Annotated in this window: 14 protein-coding genes; 9 read left to right on the top strand and 5 right to left on the bottom strand. The window is 50.1% G+C overall.

Going from position 1 to position 17,487, the window contains the following annotated elements:
* The first annotated feature begins 67 nt into the window (after nt 1-67).
* The 3 genes from BM030_RS06945 (at nt 68) to BM030_RS06955 (ending at nt 4,741) form a co-directional block, all read left to right on the top strand.
* On the top strand, nt 68-595 hold the full coding sequence (locus BM030_RS06945; protein ID WP_244518740.1) for an SAM-dependent methyltransferase: 528 nt from the start codon (nt 68-70) through the stop codon (nt 593-595).
* Nucleotides 596-835: 240 nt separating this feature from the next.
* On the top strand, nt 836-3,082 hold the full coding sequence (locus tag BM030_RS06950; RefSeq protein ID WP_090972590.1) for a sodium-translocating pyrophosphatase: 2,247 nt from the start codon (nt 836-838) through the stop codon (nt 3,080-3,082).
* Nucleotides 3,083-3,253: 171 nt separating this feature from the next.
* Nucleotides 3,254-4,741, top strand: coding sequence for an amino acid permease (locus BM030_RS06955; RefSeq protein WP_090972592.1), 1,488 nt, complete (start codon nt 3,254-3,256; stop codon nt 4,739-4,741).
* Nucleotides 4,742-5,000: 259 nt separating this feature from the next.
* Here the strand turns inward: BM030_RS06955 and BM030_RS06960 are convergent, their stop codons facing one another.
* The 4 genes from BM030_RS06960 to BM030_RS06975 all read right to left on the bottom strand — a co-directional run bounded on the left by BM030_RS06960 (nt 5,001) and on the right by BM030_RS06975 (nt 12,144).
* Nucleotides 5,001-8,222 carry a TonB-dependent receptor gene (locus BM030_RS06960; protein WP_090972594.1) on the bottom strand — a complete coding sequence of 1,074 codons (3,222 nt, stop codon included), beginning with the start codon at nt 8,220-8,222 and terminating at the stop codon, nt 5,001-5,003.
* 170 nt (nt 8,223-8,392) lie between these two features.
* Entirely contained in the window at nt 8,393-9,040 is a 648-nt protein-coding gene (locus BM030_RS06965) for an MgtC/SapB family protein (protein ID WP_090972596.1), read from the bottom strand.
* A 35-nt stretch (nt 9,041-9,075) separates the two neighbouring features.
* The gene (locus tag BM030_RS06970; protein WP_090972598.1) at nt 9,076-11,454 is read right to left on the bottom strand and encodes an endonuclease MutS2; all 2,379 of its coding nucleotides are present in this window, start codon (nt 11,452-11,454) and stop codon (nt 9,076-9,078) included.
* 3 nt (nt 11,455-11,457) lie between these two features.
* Nucleotides 11,458-12,144: a DUF4296 domain-containing protein gene (locus tag BM030_RS06975; RefSeq protein WP_090972600.1), complete on the bottom strand. Its 687-nt coding sequence runs from the start codon at nt 12,142-12,144 to the stop codon at nt 11,458-11,460.
* Nucleotides 12,145-12,258: 114 nt separating this feature from the next.
* Here BM030_RS06975 and BM030_RS06980 point away from each other — a divergent pair, with 114 nt between their 5' ends.
* The 5 genes from BM030_RS06980 to BM030_RS07000 are packed head-to-tail and all read left to right on the top strand — an operon-like array spanning nt 12,259 to nt 16,096.
* On the top strand, nt 12,259-12,924 hold the full coding sequence (locus tag BM030_RS06980) for a YggS family pyridoxal phosphate-dependent enzyme (protein WP_090972602.1): 666 nt from the start codon (nt 12,259-12,261) through the stop codon (nt 12,922-12,924).
* An 8-nt stretch (nt 12,925-12,932) separates the two neighbouring features.
* The gene (locus tag BM030_RS06985) at nt 12,933-13,391 is read left to right on the top strand and encodes a GNAT family N-acetyltransferase (protein ID WP_090972604.1); all 459 of its coding nucleotides are present in this window, start codon (nt 12,933-12,935) and stop codon (nt 13,389-13,391) included.
* 20 nt (nt 13,392-13,411) lie between these two features.
* Complete coding sequence (locus BM030_RS06990) at nt 13,412-14,209, top strand: DUF3298 and DUF4163 domain-containing protein (RefSeq protein ID WP_139215830.1); 798 nt, start codon at nt 13,412-13,414, stop codon at nt 14,207-14,209.
* 13 nt (nt 14,210-14,222) lie between these two features.
* A complete protein-coding gene (locus BM030_RS06995) occupies nt 14,223-15,491 on the top strand; it encodes an aspartate kinase (protein WP_090972608.1) in 1,269 nt (422 codons plus the stop codon).
* A gap of 23 nt (nt 15,492-15,514) precedes the next feature.
* Nucleotides 15,515-16,096, top strand: a complete 582-nt coding sequence (locus BM030_RS07000) for a peroxiredoxin family protein (protein WP_244518743.1) — start codon at nt 15,515-15,517, stop codon at nt 16,094-16,096.
* A 46-nt stretch (nt 16,097-16,142) separates the two neighbouring features.
* Here BM030_RS07000 and BM030_RS07005 read toward each other — a convergent pair whose 3' ends face one another.
* Nucleotides 16,143-16,361, bottom strand: a complete 219-nt coding sequence (locus BM030_RS07005; protein ID WP_139215831.1) for a hypothetical protein — start codon at nt 16,359-16,361, stop codon at nt 16,143-16,145.
* A 31-nt stretch (nt 16,362-16,392) separates the two neighbouring features.
* Here BM030_RS07005 and gap point away from each other — a divergent pair, with 31 nt between their 5' ends.
* Nucleotides 16,393-17,397, top strand: coding sequence for a type I glyceraldehyde-3-phosphate dehydrogenase (gene gap, locus BM030_RS07010; RefSeq protein ID WP_090972614.1), 1,005 nt, complete (start codon nt 16,393-16,395; stop codon nt 17,395-17,397).
* The last annotated feature ends 90 nt before the right edge of the window (nt 17,398-17,487 follow it).

A 17,487-nucleotide genomic window follows, 5' to 3' on the forward strand; every position in this document is an offset into this window, starting at 1 on the left:
GGCTTATTTAAACAATGCTATAAATGACAAAACAACAAATAAAAATGGTGTAACCCTAAAAATGAACATGATGAACACTTTTAAAAACTGGTTAATGGTGCTATTCGTTGCCGTATGCACGGGTGCATACGCACAAGAACCCTCACTGGACGTACCCTATGTGCCAACCAATCAAGAAACCGTAGAGAAAATGCTCGAATTGGCGGGTGTCAAAGCGGGCGACGTAGTGTACGACCTGGGCTGCGGCGACGGCCGCATCGTGATTACCGCCGCAAAAAAATTCGGTGCTACCGGTGTGGGGGTCGATCTCAATCCACAGCGCATTAAAGAAGCGAAAGAAAATGCCAAAGCAGCGGGCGTAGAAGATAAGGTAAGGTTTGTAGAAGGTAATCTTTTCGACTTTGACTTCAGCAAAGCCAACGTGGTAACCCTCTACCTCTTGCCTTCAGTAAACCTGAAATTGCGTCCGAAACTACAGAAGGAGCTGAAACCCGGCAGCCGTATTGTATCCCATGATTTCGACATGGGCGACTGGAAGGCCGACAAGGAAATCGAAGTAGGCAACGACACCATCTATTTATGGACCATCCGATAACGGAAAGGGGGGCGCTAATGCCCCCTTTTCTTTGATACCTGACCGAATTATCCAGTCTGCCTAAATCAGCCTTCCTCTCCGAATGCCGGCTTATCATTTCGCTTTTCAACCGCCTCCTTGACTTGCCGACGAAATCGTGCAAATAAATTTGATTATTGCAATAAGCATCTTATTTTTGGCGACTCCCTTTGGAGACCTATTTTAGAAATGTAACAATTTATAAACTATTGATCGGTTATAATGGAATTTCTACAAGACAACTTGATTTACCTGATTCCTGTACTGGGCCTCGTCGGCATTTTTGTAATGATTGCCAAGTCAGCATGGGTAAGCCGGCAGGATGCCGGTGATGACAATATGCGGTCGCTTGCGGGCCATATTGCCGAAGGAGCCATGGCCTTCCTCAAAGCAGAGTGGAAGGTGCTCTCCTATTTTGTGATCATTTCGGCCATCCTGTTGGCTTGGTCGGGCACGCTCGTGGAAACGTCCAGCTGGGTGATTGCCATATCGTTTATCATCGGTGCGGTCACTTCCGCGTTTGCGGGGTACATCGGCATGAATATCGCCACCAAAGCCAACGTGCGTACCACCCAGGCCGCGCGCACCAGCCTTGCCAAGGCCCTGAAGGTATCGTTTACCGGAGGTACGGTAATGGGCCTCGGCGTAGCCGGACTCGCCGTATTGGGTTTGGGCGCCTTATTTATCATATTCTACCAGTTATACGTGGTAAGCACCGGATCCAGCGTTAATGGCGTTGAAATGGAGAAAGCCCTTGAAGTACTGGCGGGATTCTCGTTGGGTGCTGAGTCCATTGCCCTGTTCGCCCGTGTGGGCGGCGGTATCTATACCAAAGCCGCTGACGTGGGGGCCGACTTGGTTGGCAAGGTTGAGGCCGGTATTCCTGAAGACGATGTACGTAACCCAGCGACCATCGCAGACAACGTAGGTGACAACGTGGGCGACGTAGCCGGTATGGGCGCCGATTTATTCGGTTCATACGTGGCCACCATCTTGGCAACCATGGTGCTGGGCAGGGAAATCGTTTCCGCCGACAATTTCGGAGGCATCGCCCCCATCCTGCTTCCTATCCTCATTGCAGGGCTCGGACTGATTTTCTCCATCCTCGGTGCCGCATTGGTCAAGGTTAGCAACGACCAGGGAGACGTACAGCAAGCATTAAACCTGGGCAACTGGTCTTCCATCGTATTTACTGCCATCGCCTCCTACTTTGTGGTAGGTTGGTTGTTACCGGAACAGTTGGAATTACGGGGTGTACCTTTCAGTTCCCTTGACGTGTTCTTCGCCATCGTTGTGGGCCTTATTGTCGGCGCACTGATGAGTATTGTTACGGAATATTATACCGCCATGGGTAAACGCCCGGTCAGCTCCATCGTTAAACAGTCGTCCACCGGCCATGCCACCAACATCATCGGCGGACTGTCCGTCGGCATGGAATCCACGGCTGTACCCACTATCATCCTTGCTGCGGGTATCATCAGCTCCTACGCATTTGCCGGCCTGTATGGCGTGGCCATCGCGGCCGCCGGAATGATGGCCACCACGGCCATGCAGCTCGCTATCGATGCCTTCGGTCCAATCGCAGACAACGCGGGCGGCATTGCAGAAATGAGCGGACTGCCCAAGGAGGTCCGCGAACGTACCGATAAGCTGGATGCCGTAGGCAATACCACCGCTGCCACAGGCAAAGGCTTTGCCATCGCTTCGGCGGCGTTAACCGCACTGGCACTCTTTGCTGCCTTTGTGGGCATTGCAGGGATAGACTCCATCGATCTCTATAAAGCCCCGGTATTGGGTGCCCTCTTTATCGGAGCCATGATTCCCTTTATTTTCTCCTCGCTGGCCATCGCGGCCGTTGGGCGTGCAGCCATGGCCATGGTTGAAGAAGTCCGCCGCCAATTCCGCGAAATCCCAGGAATCATGGAATACAAAGCAAAGCCAGAATATGATAAGTGTGTAGCCATATCCACCAAAGCATCCATCCGGGAAATGATTTTCCCGGGAGCGATAGCCCTCATTGTACCAATCCTGGTGGGTTTCGGCTTCAAAGGCGTATTTGCCGACACTTCCTCGGCAGAAATCCTTGGCGGCCTGCTCGCCGGTGTAACGGTATCCGGCGTATTGCTCGGTATGTTCCAGAACAACGCAGGCGGAGCTTGGGACAATGCCAAGAAGTCGTTTGAAGCCGGCGTGGAAATCAATGGCAAAATGGAATACAAAGGTTCAGACGCGCATAAGGCATCGGTAACCGGCGATACCGTCGGCGATCCGTTCAAAGACACGTCCGGCCCATCCATGAACATCCTGATTAAACTGATGTCCATCGTATCACTCGTTATCGCACCGCATATCAGTGTAACGGAAGGCCTTCAAGCTAAAGCGGACGTAAAACAACAAACAGAACACGTAGCCGCAACAACTCCGTCAAGCCAAACCACTGCCAATCCATCCAGTACACTGACATATTAATTTACTTGAAGCCGATTCAACAATACAAAAAGGGGATTTGCACCAGCGAATCCCCTTTTTTGTGTACTTTCCAAGCTGTAAATAAAAAATTACGCGTTTAAAACCAAAAAATTTGTAGGTTTGGCCGTTACTAACTGGCAAGACCTGAATTTGTATTAAGAAAAGAGCGATATGTTATTTAAAAAATCGATTCCTACATTGATTGCCGAAGCCGCTGAAAGTGGTGAAGGTACGCTTAAACGGACATTATCAAGCGGAGGACTGGTAGCGTTGGGCGTTGGCGCCATCATTGGTGCAGGTCTTTTCTCTTTGACAGGCATTGCAGCGGCAGAAAATGCCGGACCTGCGGTGACCCTTTCCTTTATCGTGGCAGCTTTAGGCTGTGCATTTGCAGGGCTATGCTATGCTGAGTTCGCCGCCATGATTCCGGTTGCAGGGAGTGCCTATACCTATTCTTACGCCACCATGGGTGAGTTTGTTGCCTGGATTATCGGATGGGACCTGGTACTCGAATACGCGTTGGGCGCTGCAACCGTCGCCTCCAGTTGGTCGCAGTATTTCAACCAATTACTCCTTGTATTTGGCATCCATCTCCCCGAAAGTTTGCTCCATGGCCCTTGGGAAGGCGGCATTGTCAATGTCCCTGCCATCATCATTGTATGCCTGCTTTCGCTTTTGCTGATGCGGGGTACGCGCGAATCGTCGTTGGTCAACAACGTCCTTGTCGTCGTCAAGGTTGCAGTTGTACTGGTGTTCATTGCCTTGGGCTGGAGTTTCATCAACCCGGAAAACCACGTTCCCTTTATTCCCGCAAACGAGGGCGAACAGTTGGTGAAGTCAGGCCAGATGGGCTTTTTTGACTTTTTCAACAGTGACTATTTCGGCCATTTCGGCATCAGCGGCATCATGCGCGGCGCTGGCGTCGTCTTTTTCGCCTTCATAGGGTTTGATGCCGTCAGTACGGCGGCGCAGGAAGCCAAAAACCCACAGAAAGGTATGCCCATAGGAATTATCGGATCGTTGCTGGTATGTACCGTGCTCTATGTGCTTTTTTCTTATGTGATGACCGGCCTTGAGCATTACACCATGTTCGCCGGCGATGCCAAGCCTGTAGCTACAGCATTTGAAAAGACCGGATACACCTTTCTGAATACCGCCTTGATTATCGCTATCCTTACGGGTTACACATCCGTGATGCTCGTGATGCTGCTCGGCCAAAGCCGCGTTTTCTATACCATGAGTAAAGACGGTTTACTGCCTAAATTCTTCTCCGACTTATCTAAACGCCAAACGCCATGGAAAACCAATGTGATATTCATGGTATTCGTAAGCATTTTCACGGGCTTCGTTCCAGTGTCAGATCTGGGCCATATGGTAAGCATCGGCACCTTATTCGCATTTGTTCTGGTATGCATAGGCATTTTAGTGCTCCGGAAAACAAATCCTGAAGCCCCTCGGCCGTTCCGTACCCCGTTGGTGCCGCTGGTGCCGGTTTTGGGCGTGGTGGTCTGCGTCGCTATGATGGCTTCTTTGCCGGTACAAAGCTGGGAGCGGCTGGCCATTTGGATGGCCCTTGGCGTAGGGGTTTACTTCTTGTATGGTAAACGGCATAGCAAAATCAGAAAGGTGGCTGCCCAGAAGAACGGTTCGCCGCAATAGTATCCAATACAGCACATCCAGTTACCCTCCGTGTCCGTTCGCTTGATCGGTCGCAGGGGGTAACATCACCTTACTTGTTATGTTTGCCGGATTACGGTCCCATGCTCATGGGAAGCCGTCGAATCGCCCGCTAAAACCGTTCTGAAATACGTAAAACCACAAGTGCTGGACAACCTTTCGGAAGGTGATTTCTGGATGGTAGCAATAAAAGAAACGACGGCCTTTTGGTCGTCGTTTCTTTTATTTATTAATGCTCGGATCAGTTAAAAATATATCTCAAGCCTAACTGAATCTGATATCTAGAATCTATCGAAGTATTGTTTCTGAAGGTCGACGCTTCCAAATTTTGATTGACAGTATATGTAGGAGTACTGCTCTGCACTCCCCTGAATTGCAAGAAATTCGTCATGTTCGGCATTTGAACGACTCCCCAGCTGCTATTGAGTAGGTTTCCGACATTGATAATATCTAATGACACCTGAAGACGATGAGTATTTTTACCACTAATAACGCCGGTCAATTCTTGTATATACCTAATATCAAAACGATTCATCCAGGGATACTCACCTCCATTCCTTTCCGCATAATTTCCCCTCCTTGTTTTCAAATAGTCATCTTGCTCAATGTATGCATCTAACCTTTGCCATTGCGCATCCGCAGACTCCGGATTATCTCCTGTTATATCGACTAAAACAATATCATTTCTATCTCTTGGGACATATATCAGGCTGTTTGAGAATCTGCCACCAGTATTCAGAATATCGCCAGCCACAACGTAGTTGAACCTTGTATTACCAAAATTGTCGCCTGCAGGCCTTCCTTCATAGAACAATCCAATTTTTGAAGGAAGGTTACGGGTGATATTGAAGTTTATATTTATTCCGGCAACTACTCGATTTCTTACCAGAAAACTTGAATATGCCAGAACAGGGTTATTGGGGTCATTTACTATGGCGTTGCCAACGTACGCAGAATTCGCCTGTGAACCGGGGTTAGACGTTATATCCCGAGCGTCACTGTATGTATAAGCAAGCATTGCATCACCATACCTGCCAAATTGTTTCTGCAATTGAGCGGTGATATTGTAGGCATAGCCTTGATTCGTATTATCCATAACAATAGCGTTCGTGATATTTTCGTTAATACGAGATGCCGTTCCCCCACCTTGAAAATAATCCCTATTATCCCCTGTTCCTGAATACTGACCTGCGGGAGTACGCAAATTAGCATCGCGATGGAAAACCTCATTAATTGATTTGGTGTATATACCTTCCAATGATGCCCGTATTCCAGCCGGCAGTAAATATTCAACAGCCAGGTTAGACCTCCAAATTTGAGGTAGCCTGAAATCGTTAGCCGTCATATTAATCGCGAAGGTCGATGGAACTGTTGGGTTAGACGGGATGTAAGCTGACGGGTCAGGATCAAATGGACGATTTGCTGGGTTGTTCAAAAAGTCCTGCCCGAATGTCAGCCCGGTATTTCCAGCTTGATTGGTCAACCAAACCCCAGGCAACCCTCCTGTAAACACACCACTACCGCCTCTAACGATCAATGACCTATCTTGATAAACATCCCAATCGAAACCTACCCTTGGCGACATCAAGACCCGCGTTTTAGGTAATTGACCGACATCTAACCGCTCACCGTCTCTGAATGTCATGGCATTAACTATCGGATTGGAAGATATCTTAGCGGTATAAACCGGTATATCGGCTCGTATACCATAACTTAATTTAAAATTAGGCTTCACGAACCATTCATCCTGCGCATATAAGGCTATAGGCATCATACTGAACTCAGCAAAGGGCCGGCTGACTCCCTCCACAGCAGAATATGTCAACTGATACAGCAGCGGCGTTACAGAACCGTCACCATTTGCCGCAGCTATAAAATCATCAACTGTGTTGTATCTGAACTGACCATTAAAAAACTGAGCGAATGCATTCGCATATTTTTGATAACCTAAAGAACCACCAAACGTGAAGGTATGGTTGCCAGAAAATAGGTTAAAATTGTTAGTCAACGTAAAGATATCTTGATTTAGCTCATTGAGTCCACTAAACGGCTCAGACCCGAACGAAATGTAGTTTGCGCCGGCACCATCCTCAATATCTACCAACGGGAATGCACCACTTATAGGTTCTCGATAATCCCTAAATGCCGTATAAACTATCTGCAGATTATTGGCTGTACGGCTGTTGAAACTGGAATTCAACTCGGCAGTAATGGAATTGATGTTGTTATACTGCCTGTACCTCAATCCATCATATATCATGGATGTCAAACTTGGCCCCCTTCCTCCCCGTGAGTTAGATGTACTTGGGTTGATATCCCTGAAAGAACTGAGGTAATTATACCGCAATGTCATCTTATGCTGCGCGTCAATGTTCCAGTCAAAGCGTGCCGTCAAGTTATCAGCCTGTTGTAGATTATCATATCCCTCGTACACTCCAGGGTTATAACCAAAATTATTAATTAATACGTCCCTAACCCGATCTAAATCTGAGGCTAACACCCTTGAAATATTCGGACCCTCGGTTCCCCGGTTAGCCAATATCGTTGTGCCCGGCGTTGTCCTCCTTGTTATTTCACCGTTAACAAAGAAAAACAACTTGTCCTTGATTATCGGTCCACCTATTCGAACACCGAACTGTCTATTCGTATAACTTTCATTTTTAGGTAACTTGACGCCATCCACGGTATAACCCTGTAGATCTTGGTTCTTATAATATGTATAAACGGAACCTGACAATGTATTGTTACCGCTTTTTGTAACAGCGTTAACACCCGCTCCTGTAAAACCGCCTTGCTTGACATCATAAGGCGACAAATTAATCTGAATGGTTTCTATAGCATCTAAAGAGAAAGGCTGTGCACCTGTTTGCCCGCCTGGCAAAGCCGACAAACCAAACGCATTGTTCATTTGAGCGCCATCCAATGTTAGCGAGTTAAATAGACTATTGCGCCCTACAAACGAAAAACCGTCACCTTGCGAATTTGCCTGTGGTGTTAGCTTAGTCAAATCTGTGATACTTCTTGAGATCGCAGGCATTTCCTCTATTTTTTGCCGTGAGACTATCGTTGAAACGCCAGTTTTAACGCCTTGTTGCCTATCCGCACTGACCGTAACCTCATCCAACGCGGTAGTTCCGTCAGACATCAGCGCGTTCAACACATACGGCTGCCCCAATTGCAGGTGTATGTCTTCATAGACTTCCGGTGATTGGCCAACATAGGTGACTTCAACGCGGTAAGGGCCGCCCACGCGCAGATTCGCTAAGTTGAAACGGCCGCTTTCATTGGTTGTTGTGCTGTACACCGTGCCGCTGGGTACGTGCGTTGCCTTTACGGTAGCGCCAGCAAATGCTTGTCCGTTTGCTTGCAATACGGAACCGGTCATGCTACTTGTGGTCACTTGTGCATGCGTTGCACCAACTGTAACCCAAAACACGACCATGATAAGTAAAAACTTCTTCATGTTGCTTTGATTTTTGTGAAATATTTTGTTTTCGTTACAAAAATAGGAGGCAACAATCAGTTTTTTGATTAACTTTAAATAAGTTAATGCAAACTTAATTAAAAATAAACATCAGTAAATCAAAAAAGTAACACAAAATTAAAGAAGAATACAAAGCGATATACTATAATTTAAGAATTATAGTAAAACTCCTCCACATACATCAACGTCATCATTTCATTATTGAACTGCTGCAGGCTTTTCCGGTCGCCGTTCAATTCAAACACGACTGATAGTTGGCGTGCACGCTTGCTAACGGTCTTCCGCACGTATTTTAGATGATGCCTATCCATCACTTCCTTCAGTTTCTCCAAATTACCCACATCCACATCTTGGAAAACGACAAAAAGCGTTCGCGTCAAAAACAGCTTTTCCATCGAAATTTCCACTTTACTAAAAAGGGATAATACGGCCACCGTAATGAAGGATAACGATAAAGCGAGCCCATAATAGCCTAATCCCGCAGCCATACCGATACCGGCAACCACCCAGATGACCGCCGCGGTGGTAAGTCCCATCACGGAAAATTTGTCCTTGAAAATCACACCTGCCCCGATAAAACCTATCCCGGTAATGATGTTCGCTGCAATGCGGTCATCGCTGCCCGCACCAAAGCGCGAAGCTATCGTAAACGCGGTAGCTCCCAGGCAAATGAGCACGATGGTGCGGAAACCTGCCGACTTGTTCTTGTATTCGCGTTCGAGGCCGACAAGGCTGCCCGCCAATATGGAGATGCCTATGGAAATCAAATCTTGCTGTTCGGGCAAAAAATCCATCATTTCTCTATTTAGTTGACCAAACGCGATGCAAAGCGCTATTCGAAATAGGCGTAAGTGATGCCTTCGCCCCCCCTATCCGGATGCTCGTCTTCCATCCGCGTTATTTCACTGTACTTCCGGAGGTAATCCCGGATAAATTTACGTAAGATCCCATCTCCTTTGCCGTGCACGATCTTCAGGCTTGGAAAACCCATCATCACCGCTCTGTCCAGGTATTTTTCAATTTCATAGAGCGCTGCCTCGGTACGCATGCCGCGAACATCCACTTCTGGACGGAAGTTACTCACCTCGTCCATTAACCGTGCCTGGTGGCTTTGGCGCCCGCGCGATTGCGGTGTTTTCTTATTGATGCGCACCACATCGCCGCGCTTTTGGACCGTGCGGAGCTCGCCTAAGGCCAGCACCAGGTTGTTTTTCGCTACGCTAATCACCTGGGCTTCGTTTCCGGTACTCACAATCTTCACCCAATCCCCCACCTGAATGTCAACCGTTTCCGCCTGATTTTGTTTGACGGCATGCTGCGCCTTCTTCGGTTCGGCGGTATGCCGGTCCAGTTCAGCGCCCAGTTGCTTCCGCAGCGCCCTCGTCTTCTCTTTATCGGCCTGGCTTTCCTTAATGCCCGCTATGGTATTTTCAACCAATCGGTTGGCATTGCGGATGATGTCGCTGGCCTGCTCTTTGGCTTTATTGAGGATTGACCGCTTGTTCTCTTCGAGGTACGCCTGCAACCGCTCGTTTTCTTCCTGGAGCTGGGCTAATTTCTTTTCTTTTTGGGCAATAGCCACCTGCGCCTCATGTATGGTTTTTTTCTCCCGTTCAAGGTCTACCAACAACGTGTCAACACGCTTCTGCTGTGCGCCGATTTTCTGTTTGGCAACGTGGAGGATATCTTGGCCAAGCCCGATTTTCTGGGCGATTTCAAAGGCGTACGAACTTCCCGGTTTGCCGGTTTGCAAAATATACAACGGCCGCATGGCTGCGTTGTCAAACAGCATCGAAGCGTTTTCCAGCCCTTCCGTATTGCTGGCAAAAACCTTAAGGTTGGAGTAATGGGTGGTTACTACTCCGCGCACTTGCTTACGGTTGAGCACGTCCAGCACCGCTTCGGCAATCGGCCCGCCAAAAAGAGGATCGGTGCCCGTGCCGAATTCATCGATGAGCACGAGTGTCTTGGCGTCGGCGTGCTCGGAAAAGTGCTTCATTTTGGAAAGATGGGCACTGTAGGTGCTTAGGTCGCTCTCTATCGACTGGTCGTCGCCGATGTCTGCAAATACCTGCCTGAATATCCCTATTTTCGACGTGGCGTCAGCCGGAATAAGCAGTCCGGCCTGTGCCATCAGTTGCAGCAGACCGACAGTTTTCATGCACACGGATTTACCTCCTGCATTGGGGCCTGACACCACGATAATCCGCTGTTCCTTATCAATGGCGATGTTAAGTGGCACCACCGCGTGCCCGCTGTCTTTGAAATTAAGCAACAACAGCGGGTGCCGCGCGTTTACCAGCGATATCGATGCTTCCTTGCTTAGCTCCGGCATATCGGCGTCGATGTCGATGGCAAATAAGGCTTTGGCTCGCACAAAATCGACCTTGCTCAACAGGTTATGATAGTCCAGCAGCAACGGTATATGGGGGCGCAATTCATCGGTCAGGGCTGTCAGTATGCGGATAATTTCGCGCCGTTTATCGAATTCCAGATCGCGCACCTTATTGTTCAGGTGGAATACTTCTTCCGGTTCGATATAAGCAGTTTGTCCGGTGGCCGACTCGTCGTGAATCCAGCCCTTGACCTTTCTTTTGTTTTCGGCCAGCACGGGGATACACAGCCTGCCGTCACGGATGGTTAGGTTGCCGTCGGCTGTCCACCCGTTCTGCTGCGCCGTCCGGAATACCTGGTCTATGCGTTTTCTGGCTTCCTGTTCCGTCTTGGCAATGCCGGCAATAATTTCGGCCAATAGCGGCGATGCATTGGGTTTCACCTTACCTTTGGCGTCAATAACCTGTTCGATAGCGGTTACCAACTGCTTTTCTATGGGAAGGTGTTCAAACAGTGCTTCGAGATTGGGATATTGCCCGTCACGCTCGTTAAAATACCGGATAATCGCAAATACGGTTTTCAGAGAAAGCAGTATGCTGAAGAACTCCTCCTCCGCAAGAAACGCCCCCATCACCCGGGCTTTTTCTGCCAGCGGTTTAATGGGATACAAATGATCGACCGGCAACGGCGCGTCGTTGAGCAGCAGTTCCTTGAATTCGTATGCCTGTCTGAGGAACTTGTCGATTTGGTCGAATCGGGTCTGGGGCTGTATTTTGGCCACCATCTCTTTCCCCGGTTCGCTCAGGCATTTCGATTTAATAAGTTCCTTGATGTCCGTGAAACCCAGTTTGTCCACGGCATTATCGGGATATATCATAAGTTATTTTATCCTTTCCGATGGCCTCGCCGTTGGTGGCTTTATGCCTTTTGGCGGCGGTGCGGGTGTTGGCGTTGGCTGCCGCGAAGGTGGTATCGCCGGGGGAGCCGGATGCCGCGGTTCCGCCTCGTCTGCCAATCGCAGCACTTCCATCATCCGCCTGCGCAGCCGCTCATGCGTCACCGGTACTGCCTTGCTTTCTGCAAAAGTGGTGTCGGGTACCTCCACGTAAAGGAGATAGCGCTTCCGCTTGAAATCCAGCGAATCCCGCGTTATCCTGTTCAGGCTGTCCACACGGCGGGCGTTCCGGATGGAGTCTTCGCGGTGCCGCGCCTTGTACTCCTCTTCCATGGCCTTTTGCTCAGCCATATTCAGCTCCTGCAAACGCTTTTCAACCACGGAATACAGCTCATCGAAAAGGTATGGCCGCGTGGAGTAAAAGGCGATGCTCTGTATGAGCGCCGCAGAATCGATACCATAACGGTCAAAGATGGCCGAGTAATACGCCTGGCGGTAAATGCGGGCAGAATCAATGGGCATCGATGTCAATTGCCCATCAGCCAGATGCACATCCAGCAGCACATCGGGCATCTTCTTTGGCGAGATAACCCCTTCGGGTATCTTTTCTCCGCAAGAACCCAATAAAACCATAATCACCAATCCGGTCAACAGCCGCTGCATTTTATTCATCTGTTTTTCCCGCGCACATTGTCCATTCGGCAAAGGCCCACGAGGCAAGCAACGCTTGGTGGATAGCCGCGGGTTTCGTAGTTTTGCAAAAATACAAAAATAGCGCCGTTATTTATGCATGTTGCCAACCGTATCCAAGCCCTGAAAGAAGAGTTAGACCGCATGGGTGTTAAACTCATCGCGGTATCGAAAACGAAGTCGCCCGAAGACATCTTGGAAGCGTACCAGGCTGGTCAACGTGCCTTCGGCGAGAATGTTGTACAGGAGCTAATCGGAAAACAGGAAGTGCTCCCCAAAGACATCGAGTGGCACCTCGTCGGCCACCTCCAGACAAACAAGGTAAAATACATAGCCCCCTTTATTTCCTTAATCCATTCGGCAGACAGCCTGAAATTACTTAAGGAGATCAACAAACATGCGCAAAAGCACCAGCGGATGATAGATTGCCTCCTGCAGGTGCACATTGCTTCGGAAGACACAAAATTCGGCCTTGATCACGTGGAATTGATCGAATTGCTCCGAACAGACGAGCTCGCTGCATTGCGCCACGTACGCATCCGGGGCCTGATGGGCATCGCTACCAATACGCCAAACCAAAAGGAGATAAAAGAAGAATTCCGCGAACTCAAAACATTGTTCGATGGGATTAAGGCGAGCTTTTTTAACGATGCGCCCTATTTTGATACGCTTTCCATGGGCATGTCTGCCGATTATAAAATCGCTGTTGAGCAGGGAAGCAACATGGTGCGCCTCGGCAGCACCATCTTCGGCGAACGATAACGCGCAATATGAACATCACCATACGCAAGGCCGTAGCGGCAGATTGCCCGCAAATGCTTCAATTGATTAAAGAGCTCGCGCTATATGAAAAAGCACCGGAGGAAGTTACTGTATCCATGGATGAGTTTGTGGATGCCGGCTTCGGAAGCACGCCCGTATGGGAGGCGTTTGTAGCCGAGCTCGACGGACGCATTGTGGGCATATCGCTGTTTTACATCCGCTACTCCACTTGGAAAGGCCGGCGCCTTTACCTGGAAGACATTGTGGTCACAGCATCCCTGCGGGGGCAGGGTATCGGCAAAAGGCTTTTTGACGCCACCCTCCACCTGTGCAAAGAACGGCAATACAGCGGTTTGGTATGGCAGGTACTGGAATGGAACACGCCGGCCATCCGTTTTTACGAAAAATATGGAGCAACTTTTGATGGAGCTTGGCTAAATGCTTCTTTGACCACAAAAAATCAGTGATAACCAAACAACAATATCGCATGAAAATAAAACGGTACACCCCCTATTTCATAGCCGCCCTGCTTGCCGGGGCTTGCCAGTCCAATCCGGGTACCGGCAACGGAGACGAAGCGGATAAACGCGCCGATACTTTGGTTTATGAGTACAAAGACTACATCAAGTACAGCCAGCACATCATCCAGACCAGCGAAACAACAGACACCTCATTTTTCTCGGTATCATACCCCGAGTTCCGGGATTCGGCGGTCAACCGTTTCGTCATGACCTCGTTGCTCGGCAACGACACGGCCACGGTGGAGGCATCAGCCCAGGCGTTCATCGGCGATTTTGACCAATTCTGGCAATCCGACCCTTACCCGCGGGTGTGGACTTCCCAATCGCACGCCAAAGTATACCGCATCACCCCTTCTTATCTGGCGCTCTCCATTGATGCTTATTCATATACCGGCGGTGCGCATGGCAATTACGCCACCGTGTTCCGGCATTATGATTTGCTCAATAACGTGCCCCTTACGATGAACGATATCGTTACTGAACCCTACCAAAACGAGCTGGCCGCGGTAGCCGAGCGCTATTTCCGGAAGCAGGAAAACCTCTCGGTCAATGAACCGCTCGAAGAAAAATACTTCTTCGAAGGGGGGCAATTCAGTCTGCCGGAAAATTTTGCACTGGAACGCGACAGCATGCTCTTTCTGTATAACATCTATGAAATCAAGCCCTATGTCGATGGCCAGACCGAACTTCGTGTTCCTTATTCGGAATTCAACCGGCTGCTGACCGATCGGGCAAAGCGTATTGTCTCGGAATTGAACCTATAAAGCTTAACCTTGGATGCAGATATTTAAATTTGGCGGAGCATCGGTTAAAGATGCCGAAGGTGTGATAAATCTGGGCCGCATTGTCTCGAAGCATCAGGGCAACCCCTTGCTGGTTGTTATTTCCGCAATGGGCAAAACCACCAACCTGCTGGAAGAACTGGTATTCGCCTACGCCAAACATGGAGGTAACGCTTTTGATCTGCTCGACCGGGCCAAACAATATCATCATGGGATAATGGAAGCGCTGTTCCCAGACAGCAGCCATCCCGTTTATAATGACGTGGCCAATCGTTTCGTCGAAATCGAATGGATACTGGAGGACGAACCGATGGATCCCCTCGATTACCTGTATGATCAGATTGTCGCTGTCGGCGAGCTGGTATCTACCACCATTGTATCGCATTACCTGAACACCATCGGGCTTCAAAATGCCTGGGTAGACGCCCGCGGGCTCATCCTCACCGACAATACGTACCGGGAAGCCCGTGTTGACTGGACGGCTACCGAATCCAGGATACAAAGCGAGCTGCCGGGCATATTGGCTAACCAGTTGGTCGTTACCCAAGGCTTCATCGGCTCCACTTCCGAGAATTTCACCACTACCCTCGGGCGGGAAGGTTCAGACTATTCGGCCGCCATTTTTGCTTCCTGCCTCGGTGCCGAAAGTGTCACCATCTGGAAAGACGTTCCCGGCGTGCTGAACGCCGATCCGAAATGGTTCGACCAGACCGAGCTCATCCCGGAACTCTCCTATCTCGATGCCATCGAACTTACGTACTACGGGGCCACGGTCATCCATCCCAAAACCATCAAGCCGCTGCAGAACAAGAACATCACCCTCCACGTCAAATCGTTTATCGATATCGACAACGGAGGCACGCAAATCCGGGCCACTCAAGAGTCACTCCCGGTGCCTTCGTTTATCTTCAAGGTAAACCAGGTGCTGATATCCATACTGCCCAAGGATTTTTCCTTTATCGTGGAAGATAACCTGAGCGACATTTTCAGTCGTTTCCACCAGCATAAAATCAAGGTCAATATGATGCACAACAGCGCCGTGAGTTTCTCCGTCAGCGTTGATAATACCGGTGAAAATGTGCAGGGATTACTTGACGACCTGAAAACACGCTACGATGTACAGCACCAGAACGGTCTGGAACTCATCACCATCCGCCACTACAACCAACAGACAATAGACCGCGTGCTGATAGAGAAGGCCATTATCATGGAACTTAAAGACAGCTATACCTGTCAACTGCTGGTTCGGAAACTAACGGCATAATCACTATCTTTGCCGTCATGACAATGCAAAGAACAATCCTGCAAGCCGCAGTGGGTGTGGCACTATGGGCGTCCATGGCCTCCTGCAACCAGCAAGCGAATACAACGCAGGCTGACGCCGCGGCAACCGGAACTCCCCCTACGTCGGCCAGCGCATCCCAGCAGGCGCCACAAACACCCGAGCCGGCTAAGGTAATCCCTGAATTTACGTTTTATATCCTCAAGAGCGGCATCCGTTTTACCAAGGCTGATTTGGCTAAAACCGGCAATCAGGTGTTCATCCTTTTTGACCCAACCTGTGGCCACTGCCAGGACGAAGCCAAACACATCGGTGAACATTACGACAAGGTAAAAACTGCAAACTTTTATTTCGTTTCGATGAACGACCCTGCCCTGATGAGCACTTTTCTGGAAACGTACGCTAAGCCGCTTGTGGGCCGTCCCAACGTCGAATTGCTATACGACCGGAACGCCGAATTCATCAACAGGTTCCATGTTCCGTCACAATACCCCGCAACCTACGTTTATGGCAATGACGGTCAGCTCAAAGACTATTGGAATGGCGAGCGCGACATCAAACAGATCATAGCTTCCATCCAGCGGTAGCCTATCGGCAACAGTAAAGCATCGACGGCGATCGCACGCCTACCGGTCAGGGTTTCGCATTCCGTTGCGTAGGCGGCTGTTCGCTGTATTTCCTGCGCTTGGCGGGGTCAGCCAAATCGGCTTCCTCCTGCCGGTAACGTTTGTCGGCGGCTCGCTTCACCACCTGCCCATCATCCTTACGGTCACGCACGGAGTCCCGCGGTTCAAATTTTTCATCTTTTCCCATACCGTAACAACCCCCGCCCCGGCAAAATGTTTCGTCCACGTTCCACCTAAATGCGTAACTTTGGCTGCAAATGCTGAATATCGCGATCAACGGGTTCGGCCGCATCGGCCGGAATACCCTCCGTAACCTGCTCCGCCATGCGGATAGCTCCATTAAGATTGTCGCCATCAATGACATGGCAGACACGGCCACGCTGGCCCATCTGTTGAAGTACGATACCGTGCACGGCCCGTATCCCGGAACGGTAGCGGCAACGGCCCATACATTAATCGTCGACGGCCATACCATTGCGGTATGCAGGGAACAGGAACCCGAAAACCTGCCTTGGAACGCACTCTGCATCGACGTCGTCATCGAATCCACAGGTCGGTTCACCGCATCAGCGAAGGCTGCCGGCCACCTCCGGGCCGGGGCAAAGCAGGTGATCATTTCCGCACCCTCGCCCGACAGGGAAGTCCCCACAATCGTGCTGGGCGTTAACGATGCAGCCATCGACCTGCACGCCCCCATCCTCTCCAATGCCTCATGCACAACCAACAACGTGGCCCCATTGGTCAAGGTGCTCGATGAAAACTGGGGTATCACCGATGGTTATATCACCACGGTGCACAGCATGACAGGCGATCAGAACCTTCACGATGCACCGCACCGCGACCTCCGCCGGGCGAGAGCCGCTGTGGCGTCCATCATCCCCACCACCACGGGTGCGGCGAAAGCCATCACCAATGTCTTCCCGCATCTCGACGGTAAACTGGGCGGCGCAGGTATCCGGGTGCCCGTGCTTAACGGGTCGCTCACCGACTTCACTTGCACATTACGCCGGCAGCCCACCGTGGCCGAGATCAACGCGGCCTTCAAACACGCCGCTGAAAACGAACTCAGAAACGTACTGCTATACACCGAAGATCCCATCGTTTCCATTGACATCGTCAACAGCCCCTATTCCTGTGTGTTCGACGCCCAGCTGACTTCCGTGGTGGGCGGCCTGGTCAAAGTCGTCGGCTGGTATGACAACGAATACGGCTACTCCAACCGGCTGGTGGATATACTTATCAGGCTCGCTGCCGATCACTGACCGGGCGCCACGGGCAAAAGCCGCCATTTGCCACGTCACAATAAAAAAGGGAAGCCAGATGGCCTCCCTTTTCCTAACAGAATCGATATC

Source organism: Parapedobacter composti, from assembly GCF_900112315.1.
GTDB classification, from domain to species: Bacteria; Bacteroidota; Bacteroidia; order Sphingobacteriales; family Sphingobacteriaceae; genus Parapedobacter; species Parapedobacter composti.

Coding starts and splice junctions, on each gene's coding strand:
- BM030_RS06965 (WP_090972596.1), bottom strand. CDS start 9,040: ATGATGGATTTTTTGCCCGAACAGCAAGATTTGATTTCCATAGGCATC.
- BM030_RS06975 (WP_090972600.1), bottom strand. CDS start 12,144: ATGAATAAAATGCAGCGGCTGTTGACCGGATTGGTGATTATGGTTTTA.
- BM030_RS07000 (WP_244518743.1), top strand. CDS start 15,515: ATGCAAAGAACAATCCTGCAAGCCGCAGTGGGTGTGGCACTATGGGCG.
- BM030_RS06950 (WP_090972590.1), top strand. CDS start 836: ATGGAATTTCTACAAGACAACTTGATTTACCTGATTCCTGTACTGGGC.
- BM030_RS06945 (WP_244518740.1), top strand. CDS start 68: ATGATGAACACTTTTAAAAACTGGTTAATGGTGCTATTCGTTGCCGTA.
- BM030_RS06990 (WP_139215830.1), top strand. CDS start 13,412: ATGAAAATAAAACGGTACACCCCCTATTTCATAGCCGCCCTGCTTGCC.
- BM030_RS06980 (WP_090972602.1), top strand. CDS start 12,259: ATGCATGTTGCCAACCGTATCCAAGCCCTGAAAGAAGAGTTAGACCGC.
- BM030_RS06955 (WP_090972592.1), top strand. CDS start 3,254: ATGTTATTTAAAAAATCGATTCCTACATTGATTGCCGAAGCCGCTGAA.
- BM030_RS06960 (WP_090972594.1), bottom strand. CDS start 8,222: ATGAAGAAGTTTTTACTTATCATGGTCGTGTTTTGGGTTACAGTTGGT.
- BM030_RS06985 (WP_090972604.1), top strand. CDS start 12,933: ATGAACATCACCATACGCAAGGCCGTAGCGGCAGATTGCCCGCAAATG.
- gap (WP_090972614.1), top strand. CDS start 16,393: ATGCTGAATATCGCGATCAACGGGTTCGGCCGCATCGGCCGGAATACC.
- BM030_RS06995 (WP_090972608.1), top strand. CDS start 14,223: ATGCAGATATTTAAATTTGGCGGAGCATCGGTTAAAGATGCCGAAGGT.
- BM030_RS06970 (WP_090972598.1), bottom strand. CDS start 11,454: ATGATATATCCCGATAATGCCGTGGACAAACTGGGTTTCACGGACATC.